At 50.6% G+C, this 11,807-nt stretch carries 12 protein-coding genes; 9 read left to right on the forward strand and 3 right to left on the reverse strand.

Features of this window, described 5'->3' with window-relative positions:
- The first annotated feature begins 12 nt into the window (after positions 1-12).
- Positions 13-900 carry a LysR family transcriptional regulator gene (locus tag EDM58_RS04885; RefSeq protein ID WP_023554358.1) on the forward strand — a complete coding sequence of 296 codons (888 nt, stop codon included), beginning with the start codon at positions 13-15 and terminating at the stop codon, positions 898-900.
- Positions 901-934: 34 nt separating this feature from the next.
- On the opposite strand, the gene EDM58_RS26135 is transcribed toward EDM58_RS04885, so the two are convergent.
- Positions 935-1,372, reverse strand: coding sequence for a class F sortase (locus EDM58_RS26135; protein ID WP_246000543.1), 438 nt, complete (start codon positions 1,370-1,372; stop codon positions 935-937).
- Positions 1,373-1,921: 549 nt separating this feature from the next.
- On the opposite strand from EDM58_RS26135, the gene EDM58_RS04900 reads away from it, so the two are divergent.
- The 4 genes from EDM58_RS04900 (at position 1,922) to EDM58_RS04915 (ending at position 5,005) form a co-directional block, all read left to right on the forward strand.
- Positions 1,922-2,269, forward strand: coding sequence for a thioredoxin family protein (locus tag EDM58_RS04900; RefSeq protein ID WP_122912364.1), 348 nt, complete (start codon positions 1,922-1,924; stop codon positions 2,267-2,269).
- A 28-nt stretch (positions 2,270-2,297) separates the two neighbouring features.
- Positions 2,298-3,218 carry an RluA family pseudouridine synthase gene (locus EDM58_RS04905; protein ID WP_122912365.1) on the forward strand — a complete coding sequence of 307 codons (921 nt, stop codon included), beginning with the start codon at positions 2,298-2,300 and terminating at the stop codon, positions 3,216-3,218.
- Between the two features lie 50 nt (positions 3,219-3,268).
- Positions 3,269-4,381, forward strand: coding sequence for a YheC/YheD family endospore coat-associated protein (locus EDM58_RS04910; RefSeq protein ID WP_122912366.1), 1,113 nt, complete (start codon positions 3,269-3,271; stop codon positions 4,379-4,381).
- A gap of 177 nt (positions 4,382-4,558) precedes the next feature.
- Complete coding sequence (locus EDM58_RS04915) at positions 4,559-5,005, forward strand: hypothetical protein (protein ID WP_122912367.1); 447 nt, start codon at positions 4,559-4,561, stop codon at positions 5,003-5,005.
- 73 nt (positions 5,006-5,078) lie between these two features.
- Here EDM58_RS04915 and EDM58_RS04920 read toward each other — a convergent pair whose 3' ends face one another.
- The gene (locus tag EDM58_RS04920; protein WP_122912368.1) at positions 5,079-6,530 is read right to left on the reverse strand and encodes an amidase family protein; all 1,452 of its coding nucleotides are present in this window, start codon (positions 6,528-6,530) and stop codon (positions 5,079-5,081) included.
- A 178-nt stretch (positions 6,531-6,708) separates the two neighbouring features.
- Between EDM58_RS04920 and EDM58_RS04925 the strand changes: the two genes are divergently transcribed.
- A complete protein-coding gene (locus EDM58_RS04925; RefSeq protein ID WP_122912369.1) occupies positions 6,709-8,190 on the forward strand; it encodes a serine hydrolase domain-containing protein in 1,482 nt (493 codons plus the stop codon).
- Between the two features lie 31 nt (positions 8,191-8,221).
- Here the strand turns inward: EDM58_RS04925 and trhO are convergent, their stop codons facing one another.
- Positions 8,222-9,166: an oxygen-dependent tRNA uridine(34) hydroxylase TrhO gene (trhO, locus tag EDM58_RS04930; protein WP_122912370.1), complete on the reverse strand. Its 945-nt coding sequence runs from the start codon at positions 9,164-9,166 to the stop codon at positions 8,222-8,224.
- Between the two features lie 223 nt (positions 9,167-9,389).
- Between trhO and dut the strand changes: the two genes are divergently transcribed.
- The 3 genes from dut to EDM58_RS04945 all read left to right on the forward strand — a co-directional run bounded on the left by dut (position 9,390) and on the right by EDM58_RS04945 (position 11,755).
- Positions 9,390-9,929 carry a dUTP diphosphatase gene (gene dut, locus EDM58_RS04935; RefSeq protein ID WP_122912371.1) on the forward strand — a complete coding sequence of 180 codons (540 nt, stop codon included), beginning with the start codon at positions 9,390-9,392 and terminating at the stop codon, positions 9,927-9,929.
- A 179-nt stretch (positions 9,930-10,108) separates the two neighbouring features.
- Positions 10,109-10,477 (forward strand): cytochrome-c oxidase, encoded by a 369-nt coding sequence (locus tag EDM58_RS04940; RefSeq protein ID WP_122912372.1) that lies wholly within the window; start codon positions 10,109-10,111, stop codon positions 10,475-10,477.
- Between the two features lie 133 nt (positions 10,478-10,610).
- Positions 10,611-11,755, forward strand: a protein-coding gene (locus tag EDM58_RS04945) for an IS3 family transposase (RefSeq protein ID WP_122912373.1) whose coding sequence is annotated in 2 segments (ribosomal slippage) — positions 10,611-10,884 and positions 10,884-11,755 — 1,146 coding nt in all. Because the reading frame shifts where the segments join, the coding sequence is not laid out codon by codon here.
- Positions 11,756-11,807 lie beyond the last annotated feature (52 nt).

The following is an 11,807-nucleotide window of genomic DNA, read 5'->3' on the forward strand; positions in this document are numbered from 1 at the left end:
CAGGAGGTTTTTATGGAGTTACGACAAGTCCGTTATGTACTGGCAGTTGCGGAAGAACGCAGTTTTTCCCGCGCAGCGAATCGTTTGCACCTTGCCCAGCCATCCTTGAGCCAACAGATCGCCAAACTGGAAAAGCTGCTGGGGGTGACATTGTTTCATCGTTTGCCGCAGCATGTTGAGCTGACGGATGCGGGTCAACGCTTTGTACAAGTGGCGCAAACCCTCGTGGACATGTCGGAAGGCTTGGAGCGTGAAATGCGTTCCTATGCGGTGGGAGAGAGCGGGAAGCTCATGGTCGGAAGTCTGCCGATTACCGGGGCCTATGTACTGCCTCATGTCATCTCTGCCTTTACCAAGCGTTTTCCGGGGGTAGAGCTGCAATTGGTAGAGGATACCTCAAGCCACCTGGAGCAATTGCTGGTCAGAGGAAAAATTGATGTCAGTCTTCTGACGATGCCAATCGGCGATCCGTCGATTGAGACCATTCCCGCGATCAATGAGGAGATCTTCCTTGCCTTGCCTCCGCAGCATCCGCTGGCAAAGCGAAAAGAGATTGACCTCGCAGAAGTAGCAGATCAACCGTTCATATTATTGAAAGAAGGGCAAGGCTTTCGCACCATTTCTTTGCGCTTGTGCGAATTAGCCGGGTTTCGCCCGCGCATCGTCTTCGAGAGCAGCAATATCCAAACTGTGCAATCTCTAGTGTCGGCAGGAATGGGGCTGTCTTTTGCTCCAAAAATGATCGCTCTTGCGCCCGGATCTGCGGAGCCGCCTGTGTACGTGCCGCTTACGTCGAAACCAAGCCGTACGCTCGTGGTCGCATACCGCAAAGACAGGCCATTGTCCAAACCTGCCGAGGCTTTTGTCCGGATATTGGTCGAAAAAGGAGAAACGATCTGATCCCAAATAAGCTTCCGGGTAGGAGAGCTGACGCCTAGTAGGAAAGCTCAGAAAAGACGACCAAACGATTGGCATGCTCCTGGGTTTTTCGGTTAAACCTTCCCGAACAAGTGATCAGGTTTAGCTGGGCATGTGAGGAAGGGCCAAAAATGGAGTCAATAGGTGCTTCGGCTGCTGGGTATGATTCAATTTTTTTAACTCGAAAGGTAAGGCTTTTCCCTTGTGCATCATGTACCATGATTTGATCGCCATGCTTCAGCTTGCGCAGCTTGTAGAACACCGCTGGTCCGGTATAATGGTCAAAATGACCGGCAATGACCGCATTTCCAGCCATACCTGGCTTCGTCCAGGGAGAGAGGATGCCCACCCGATCAAATGCTTTTGGTACATCCATTTGACCATTGGGAAGGACTCCTACTGGTTCTACGAGCGAATCCAGCTTGATGGCGGGAATAACCAAACGATGTGGCATGAGGCCATCCTGTAGTGGGGAAGCAAGTGGGTAAGACCTCAATTCATAAAGAAACGGTCCATACCTGATGGGACGCGGCTTGATTTTGCTTTCTTGTATGTGAAGAGGATGGTGAACAGTAGCTTTTTCTTTCTGAGGCGGGGTATCGGGATGAGCAGATAAAGAGCATCCTGTGAGGGACAGGCAGATCAAAAGAAACGCCAGAAAAGGTTTGGCTTTCACTGTTTGTGCGCCTCCCATAGCGAAAGTAGAGAAAGAGGGGAAGAATTCCCCTCCTAGTCGCTTGCTCCACCCATGCCAGTTTTTGGCATTGCTTTGATGTGCATTTTGTGGGTGGATTTGGTATGCAGTTTGTGAGCTTTGGTGTGGGATTTTGTGTGCACCTTGTGATGTTTTTTCTTGTGGTGGTCATCTACAGCAGCAGAAGCTACAGGAAGCACATTGCACACGAGTCTAAGGAGTATGGATACCAGTTATATACTTCAAATGCGGCAACAAGCGCAGAGTTATGCTACACTATTGCCAAATCTTTCACTGGAGGGAAACAGCATGAGAGAAATCAAAACGGAAGCGGAATTTGAGCAAGTGATCACAGGGGAGAAGCCAGTGATTGTGAAATTTTTTACCGATTGGTGCCCGGATTGTCATCGGATCGATCCGTTCATGCCCGAAGTAGAGAAGGCCTATGCGGACAAACTGGATATGGTCGAGATCAACCGCGATACCCTGCCGGAATTGTCCCAGCGGTTGGATGTGTTCGGCATCCCCAGCTTCATCGCGTTCTACAAAGGGCAAGAAGTGGTGCGCTTTGTCAGCAAATTGGGCAAAAGCCGCGAAGAAATCGAGCGTTTCCTCGATCGCGCTGTACAGGTGAGCGAGGGATTGGCACAAGCGTAGAAACCGCAAGCGAGAGGGTTGGAAAAAGATGCGGGAAATGCAAAAAGACGGTGAGTGGCTCGTAACGCAATTGCTTGAGAGCGACACACATTGTCCATTGGGGAACCTGCTGCGCGAGGATTGGAAACTGCCGCGCAAGCAGGTCCATCTTTTGTTTCAGCATAAAGACATTTTGGTAAACGGTTTGCCGGTTGCCCAGCATGCGAAAGGGGAAGCTGGACAAGAGCTTCGGCTGCGGGTCTGTCTGCCGGAGCCTTTTGGTGTAGAACCTGTAGCCGAACCGCTCGACGTGCGCTACGAGGACGATCATCTGCTGGTGGTGAACAAGCCTGCCGGTGTGCTTCTTCACCCGACGGAAAAGCATCATCAGCACACCTTGGATCATCTCGTGGCTGGTCATTTTGCTCGTACGGACGTACAAAGCAAAGTGCGTCACGTGCACCGGCTCGATCAGGATACGTCTGGCGTTGTCCTCTACGCCAAGCATGCCTGGGCGTCTGCCTTGCTCGATGAATTGCTGCGGGAGCGACAGATCAGGCGGACGTATCTGGCTTTTGTCCAGGGGAGCATGAAAACAGCCAGCGGAACAATCAACGAGCCGATTGGACGAGACCGCAATCACCCTACGCGCAGAAGGGTAACGCCCACTGGGGACGCGGCGGTCACCCATTATCAGGTACGCAAGCGCTATGACGGCGCCACACTAATCGAATGCTCCCTGGAGACCGGCCGAACCCATCAGATTCGTGTTCATCTCAGTCATATCGGTCATCCGTTGCTGGGAGACGCCCTATACGGCGGGAAGAAGATGCTCATTGCTAGACAAGCACTGCATGCTGCACGTCTGCAATTCCCGCATCCTTTTGGCGGGCAGGTCGTTACCGTGGATGCACCGCTGCCACCAGACTTGCGAGCTTTGCAAAATAAGCTGAAGGAAGTGCCAAACTAGTCAATGGTGAATAAACTGCTGCCAGGAAGGTAACGAGGGAGGGTGGTCGGATGAAACGACCCACAATCGGCGTTCTCACCTGGCGGGAGGGAAAAAGATTCGCGGAACCCGCCTATTTTCGCAAATTGCTTCGGGCAGGCCGGGAACTGGGCTGCCATGTCTTTTTGTTTTCACCCAAGGATGTATTGGCTTCCGGAAAGCGGGTAAGAGGCTATATTTTAAATGAACAGGGCAAATGGCAAGGCCAAATCTTTGGCCGGCCGGATGCCGTCTTTGACCGCTATCGTTACACACCGACGCAAGCATTCAAGGACTATGTTTCTTTTCGTCGTACGAGCACATTTCTATACGTCAACAACCGGTTAGCAAACAAATGGCGCGTTCACGAAGTGCTTTATAAAGATCCCCGCATGCATCAATGGCTGCCTGAGACCTGGCTTTACAATCGGGCAAAGCTGGCCCAGATGCTTGAAAGGCACCCGCTCTTGTACGTAAAACCGCTAAATGGAACGGGCGGGCGCAATATTCTTCGGATCGAACGGGCAGCAGGCGGCTATCGCTTGCTGGGACGTGACCAGCATCGGGCAAAAGTATCTACGGTGCTATCACGGGTGTCGTTTGTGCAACGATGGGTTGATCGCTGGACCAAAGGCCAAAAATATATCGTCCAGCAAGGCCTGCGTCTCGATTTGGTCCCGAAAAGAGCGGTCGATATGCGCCTGCTGATCCAGAAGGATGGTACGGGCGAGTGGAGCATTACTGGCCACGGCATTCGCATCGGCCAGGAAAAAAGCGCAACGTCCAACCTTCATGGAGGTGGGAAAGCTGTGCCAGCCGAACAACTGCTGCGTCCCCGTTTTGGGGAGGGGCAGACGAAGCAGATTGTGGCAGATTGTGAAAAGCTGGCATTTCAAACTGTTCAAACGCTGGAAAACCATTTCGGCAGAATGGTAGAGTTCGGTCTCGATATTGGCATTGATGTGGATGGACGTGCCTGGCTGATCGAAGTAAATCCCAAGCCAGCGCGTGAAATTTTTCGGGAGATGGGCCTTCGTCAGCAGTATCAAAAGGCGATTCGCAGACCGCTGGAGTATGCGGTGTTTCTCGCGAATACGTTGGGTCATGAAGTCCGGGTCCATACAAAAGTGGCCCAAGGAAACTAATCCTGCTTCATGTTTTGCGCCGCCTTGAAGTGCGGCGTTTTTTTTTGTACGATCAATAGGGTTGGGTTTGACCAAATCCTGTCAACCCCTAAAGCATGAGACCACTTCGGATTTCAGGCTGAAAGAATATGTTCTTACCATTTTTTGGCGAGAATAGTACAAAGGAGTGGTGAACAGGTGGAGCAATTGCTTCAATTTGTCAAAGATTACTGGCCGATCGCGCTGTGCATCATCGTCGTGATCGTCGCCGTCCAGTGGTTGGTGAAGGGCTTGATTCGGATTCTTTCCATCGTCGCTCTGATCGGGGTTGTCTTGGTCTTGTTTTTCCAATTTACTCCCGAAGAAGTGATCCAGATGGGGCGGACAGCCGCACAGGCTACCCAGGAGGTGGTCGAGAAGACGATCACTCCGATCCTGGATGCGGAATTGAAGGATGCGGACATTACTTTCCAGCCAGATGGCAGTTATGAAGTAAAGACAGCAAGCATCCGCATCGTGGGAACAAAAGGGGAGTCCAAAGCAACCGTCTACTACAAGGATGAAAAGTGGGAAGTGGATATTGGACAACTAGGGGCTGTATTCCAAGAGCGTCTAGGCAAAGCTGAGAACGAAAAGCAGTTGTAGGAAAGAAAAAAGCAGTGCATCCGCTCGTGAAAGTGAGCATGCACTGCTTTTTGCCGTTTCAACGCTCCGAATGTTACTCGGACAGCAAAGGAGGCGCCATTCGTTTCAGGCTTCGCTGCTCATAAGCGTAAGCCAAGCGGATCAGGCCTGGTTCCTGGAACGCCATGCCTGTGAACATGATGCCGAACGGCTTCCCTGCCTTAGTATAGCCAGCAGGAACAGAGACGGATGGATATCCTGCACGAGCTGCGATGCTGTCCCCTTCACTCATGGGAAAGACCAAACAGTCTAGCTTATGCTCCTTCATGGCAGCATCGATGCCGCGGGTTTGCGACATCTCCAAATCGTAGAGACGAGCTTCGATATAGGCTGCATCCGCCAATGAGCCGCTCGTCTGCTCCGCCTTTTCGAACAGCGCCTGCCCATAGCGCAGAGCCTCCGCTTCATGCTTTTTGTTCCAGGCGATGAGATCCTTCAACGTACGAAGTGGGAAGTCGGCTGGAAGAGTTTTCAGATAAGCGTTGATGCCTGCTTTGAACTCATGGATTAGAACGGCATTCTGCCAGTTGGCCTCTTCTGTGGGAATCGCGACCGAATCGATCACTGTAGCGCCAGCCTCCTGCAAGACAGCGATCGCTTCGTCATACAAGGCCTGCTCTTCCTGACTGAATATGCTCAGATAACGAGAGCGAACAATCCCTACACGAGCCCCCTGCAAGCCGTTCTTGTCGAGACAGATCTGGTAGTCATGAGGAGCAAGCCCGATACTTCTGCCAGTAGCAGGGTCCCGTTCATCATATCCAGCCATGGCGGAGAGCAGGATAGCAGCATCTTCAACCGTACGGGTCATCGGACCTGCTGTATCCTGGCTTGTCGCGATAGGGATGATTCCGGAGCGGCTGATCAGACCTACAGTGGGCTTGATCCCGACCAGTGAATTGCAAGCGGAAGGGTAGAGGATGGAGCCGGAGGTTTCCGTCCCGACTGCGGCGACTGCAAAACCTGCGGCTATCGCTGCTCCCGATCCGGCGCTGGAGCCGCCCACGTCAAACACATCCGGGCCGTAGGGATTGCGCACCTGTCCGCCTCTTGAGCTGTATCCGTTGGGCATGTGATCTGAGACAAAATTGGCCCATTCCGTTAAGTTGGTCTTGCCAAGCAAGACGGCACCAGCAGCTCTAAGACGGGAGACGAGGAAGGCATCAGCAGAGGCATACGAGTCTGCCAATGCCAGGGAACCGGCCGTGGTGTGCATGCTGTCTGCTGTCGCGATATTATCCTTGATCAGAATCGGAATCCCATGCAGGGGGCCGCGGCTTCCAGACACCTCACGCTCCCGATCCATAGCTTCAGCGATATGTAATGCATCCGGATTGACTTCACTGATCGCGTTGATGGCAACCCCTTGCTTGTCGTACGCCGCAATTCTTTTCAAAAATGAAAGCGTCAACTCCTTAGAGGTTGTTTTTCCCTCCCCCATCGCTCTTTGCAAGGTCATAATGGATGATTCATGCCTAAACATCATCGATCACCTTTTTCATTCTATTTGGACTTCTTTCTATCTTACCTGATCTCATGGGAAAGGGAAGGGGATACCCGATTGGGAGGAGGAAAAACTCCGACTTGAGACCGGGTTCTCGATCCATCTCCTGCCGGGTTATCCGGATGGTCGATTCTGGTAGAGTGGTGATGGGGAGGTTATCATGCGAAAGTTTCTGATACTGGTCATTATGTTCGTCATACTCATTCCTTGTCTGCCTGCTGAGGCATTCGCTTACGAAATACAAAAAGGGCCACCTTTGTCAAAGGAGGGTCTGCAAGCCGTAGATCGCTATTTGGACGAAGCCATTGCGAATCTGGGGTCACCCGGAGGCTCTGTGGCTTTGGTCTACCAAGGGGAACAGGTCTATACACGCTCGTGGGGGGTAACGGGCGGGGGGAAGAAAACTGTCACGGCAGATACTCCTTTTTTGATCGGGTCCATAAGCAAGGCCGTGACAGCGTACGGGATCATGCGCTTGATTGACGATGGCGTTCTACAGGCAGATGCGCCCGTCCAGAGATACTTGCCCTGGTTTACCCTAGAAGATACGGAAGCAGCATCACAGATCACGATACGCCAGTTATTGTCACAGACGAGCGGATTCGGCAATCAGGCGGGTATGAATATTGCGGATCGTGGCGCTAGAGATCAGTTGGCGATCCAGCGAAACGCAAGAGAGCTAGCAGGCGAAAAAAGCGAGGCTGTTCCTGGCGAGAAACATATATACAGCAATGCCAATTACGCCTTGCTCGGTGCAGTGATCGAGGAAGCAAGCGGCATGACCTATGCAGATTATATGGAATCCCGGATTTTTACACCGTTAGGGATGGAGCATACGGCTGCTACGGTGCAAAAAGCAGAAGCGCTTGGATGGGAACCAGGTTATCGTTCCTGGCTCGGCCTCTCGATTCCAAGCGAAAATCCATATGACAATGGCGGAGCTCCTTATGGCTATCTCGCTGCCAGTTCGTCCGACATGGCGAGATTTTTGATTGCGCTGCAACAACCGGGAACAGTCGTATCCGCTCAACGGACAATGGAAATGATGCAGCCTGAGGTCCAGGTGCGTCCAGGAAGCTCCTATGGGTTTGGATGGCGAATCACGCAGACAAATGCAGGAGAAACGCGGGTTTGGCACGCAGGGTCGACGCCTGATTTTCGGGCGGAACTTGTACTTCTTCCTGAATCCGGATGGGGCATCGTCATGTTGACCAATCAAAACAACCGATTGGAAGAGGAACGCTTGTCCATAGTCGTGAGAGGCTTGGAGGAACTTTTGCTAACGGGTGAGACAAAACCTATCACCTTTCCCGTTATCTGGGAACGCTGGCTGGCTATCGGAGTGATACTGGTCTTGATGGGGTACACCTCGTGGATTATCGCTGCACTGTGGCGCGGGCAGATGACGAAGTGCGGGAAGTGGACCTGGGGCATGACCGGATGCTTGTTTTTCCTGCTGGCCGGACTGCTGATTCCGGGGTTGCTCTACACGACGAAAACAAGCTGGCACACCTTTTCGCTGTTTGCACCTGATCTGAAAGAACTGACGATGCTTGCGGTTATTCTGTTGACGACAAACGGCCTGTTTTCCTTGATCAGGGCAAGTACTGTGCCTGTCAGACTAACGACGAAAAAAAGCTGATTCCGGAATGGAACCAGCTTTTTGTTATAGGTTACGCTTTTTGGCCTGCAGCTTGCAGCTTGGCCTTTTCCTCTTCTTCGACGAAACGGTTGCGCGGATGTTCGCGGCATTCGTCGGAGCAGGAGCGTTTATAGGTTTGTTCACATTCTGGACAGCAGAAGTGTTGCTTGTTGCAGAACGGGTTGGCACAGTTGACGTAACGGTCTTCTACTTTTCCGCAGTAGTAGCAACGGCCAATGACGACGTCCTCTTCGGTCTGGTTGATCGGCACGGAGATGCGTTCATCGAATACATAGCATTTGCCGTCCCAGAGGCGACCTTTTACTTCTGGATCTTTGCCATAGGTGACGATGCCGCCGTGCAGCTGATAGACGTTTTCAAAGCCTTGGTTCAACAGAACGCCAGTCAGTTTTTCGCAGCGAATGCCGCCTGTGCAGTAAGTGAGAATCTTTTTATCTTTAAACTGGCTCATATTTTCGCGAATCCATTCCGGGAACTCGCGGGAAGAATCGACTTCAGGACGGATAGCTCCACGGAAATGCCCCAGATCGTACTCATAGTAGTTGCGACCGTCGAGAACCACGACGTCGTCTTGTTGAAGCATCTCATAGAATTCTTTGGGGCTCAGGTATTTCCCTGTCTTCACGTTGGGGTCGACATCCTCTTCCAAACGCCAGGTAACCAACTCTTTTTTCGCACGGACGAACATCTTTTTAAAGGCATGCGAGTCCGACTCGTCGATTTTGAACCACATGTCGGCAAAACGGGAATCGCTTCGCACGTAGTTCATGTAAGCTTCCGTCTGTTCGATGGTACCGGAAACTGTACCGTTGATTCCTTCAGGAGCGACTATTACGCGTCCCAGAAGGCCGTTCTCTTTGCAGAACTGAAGATGCTCTTCTGCATACTCCTCATAGTTATCTACAGGAGTATACTTGTAATAAAGCAGGATTCGAAATGGTTTTTGTACTTGCAATGTACAATCCCATCCTTTCTATTCACGTATGAAATTTTTTGGTGCAACGGTGATTATATCACAGGAAAGCAGGAAATGCGCAGAAAAAGAAAGGGAAATGTGAGCTTTCTATGAAAAAATGAGAGAGGAAGCCATCATCGGAAGTCGGGTGTTTGTCTTGAAGGGGGGGACCTCTTCTTGTACACTAGGAAGGATGAAAGGCATAGCAGAGGAGAGACCTGGAATGAATGCAAACACTCAGCGCGTGCGCGCGCTTGTCAAGATTAAGAAATTGCATGAGGATGCCGTAATTCCTCAATACGCCAGAGAGATGGATGCCGGATTTGATCTGGTAGCTGTGGAAGATACCCTGATCGCTCCGGGAGAATCGGCCAAAATTCCGACAGGCTTGGCATTTGCCTTGCCGGAAGGATATGAATTGCAGGTTCGTCCCCGTTCAGGCATCGGAGCCAAGACGAAGCTGCGCCTCTCCAATGCGCCAGGAACCGTGGATGCAGGCTATCGCGGCGAGGTATGCGTGTTGATCGACAACATCCGCACAGCTTCCGAAGAACGAGGATATGCCTGCCTGGATGCAGGGGAAAAATCCGTCGAAGTAGCGGTAGAGGTAGACAAGCACAGCTACCTGATACGAAAAGGAGACCGGATTGCACAGGGGGTCATCGCTCAGGTTCCCTTGGCGGTATTTGAGGTCGTAGACGAGCTGGACGAGACCGAGCGCGGAAGCGGCGGATTTGGCAGCAGCGGGATTCAAGGATCTTAGCAGGATGAGGCAGCTTGGAGAAAAAATCACCCTTTGATAAGGGTGATTTTTTTTGTTTTTCTTTCGTTTTCACCTGGGGACTATTGCGGAAAATCAGGACACCCTGCCCAAATGAAAATAGTCGTGAGTCTTTTGTTGCGGAATATACATGTAACACCATACGAAAAGGAGGTGGATACATGGCAGCGCGCTTATTGAAAATTGCCGCATTCTACTTTGTCATTGCCATTATCTTAGGTATTGTGATGGGAATTATCAAGGCATTTTCCTATTCCTCTGTGCATGCGCACTTGAATCTGGTCGGCTGGGTATCGCTCGCGATCGTCGGTCTTATTTACATCGCTTTTCCTGCGGCGGCTCAGACCAATCTGGCGAAATGGCACTTCTGGTTGCATAATATCGGCCTGCCCGTCATGCAGGGATCGTTGTTTCTCATGCTTTTGACCCAAGTCGAGGGTTTTGTAGTCGGTACGATCATTGGTTCCCTGATTTTAGGAGTGGGAATTTTGTTGTTCGCCATCAATGTCTGGCAGCAGGTAAAACCATAAAATGCTCCCAAGCATGGAAAGAAGCGCTCTCCTTTTATGGGACTGACCCCGTAATGTGAGACAAATCAAAACACCTTCAAGAGAACACAACCATGTCGTAAGATATGGGGACAACCTTGGAGGTGTTTTTGCGTTGGCAACGAGAGTTAGTTATCCTGTAGAAATTAAAATGAAAGCAATTGAAATGCGTCTTGCAGGTGTCACCAAAAAGCAGATCATGCAGGAACTAAATATTAAAAATAAGACCCAAATTCAACAGTGGATGCGCTGGTATCGGAGTGGAGACGTTCATCGTCTTCAACAGCCTGTAGGAAAGCAATACAGTTTTGGAAAAGGGCCGATGTACGATTCTGAACTGGAACAAGTCAAGGCAGAGAATCGTTTTCTTAAACAACAACTGGACGTTCTAAAAAAGTTAGAGGAGTGGGAAAGGAGGTGTCACCAGAAGTAATCGTCCCTTGGATGGAGTCCATTCGTGGGCAAGTAAGTGTGAGCCAAGCTTGCGCGTGGCTTGGTATCCCCCGTTCTACTTACTACCGTTGGAAAGCTGTATACGAGAAAAGAAACGAGGATTTAGTTGTGGAAAAGATTCGGCAATTATGTATTCAACATAAGTTCCGTTATGGGTACAGAAAGATTACAGCACTGATGCGAGCTGATATGTCTATTAATCACAAACGAGTACAACGTATCATGCAGCGTGAACAACTACAATGCCGAGTGAAGGTGAAGAAACGTAAGACAACAGGTCAGCCTTCTTATGTAGCAGATCATCTCCTGCTGCGACAATTTCAAGCAAATGCCCCAATGCAGAAATTAGTGACCGACATTACTTATTTACCTTACGGAAGTAAACTTTTATATTTATCGAGCATCATGGACTTGTACAACGGTGAGATTGTGGCATACAGTATTTCTGACAAGCAAGACACATCATTTGTCCTCGATACGCTATATCAACTGCCAGACCAACCTGGAATGATGCTACATAGCGATCAGGGCAGCGTGTATACGTCTCAGGCGTATCAAACAGCAGTTAAGGGAAAAGGCATTACCATGAGCATGTCCCGTAAGGGTACGCCCGCTGATAATGCCCCCATCGAGTCGTTTCATTCCACACTAAAGTCTGAAACGTTCTATCTCGACAATTTTACCTGTACGACGACGGCCATCGTTGTACAGATTGTTCAAGACTACATCCATTACTATAACTCAATTCGCATTCAAACGGTACTAAACAACCAGTCACCGATTCAATATCGGCAACTGGCTGCTTAATTGGCTAAGGTGTTTTGATCCCTGTCCTACGGACGGGGGTCAGTCCCTATAG

This window comes from Brevibacillus panacihumi (assembly GCF_003710985.1).
Lineage (GTDB): Bacteria > Bacillota > Bacilli > Brevibacillales > Brevibacillaceae > Brevibacillus > Brevibacillus panacihumi.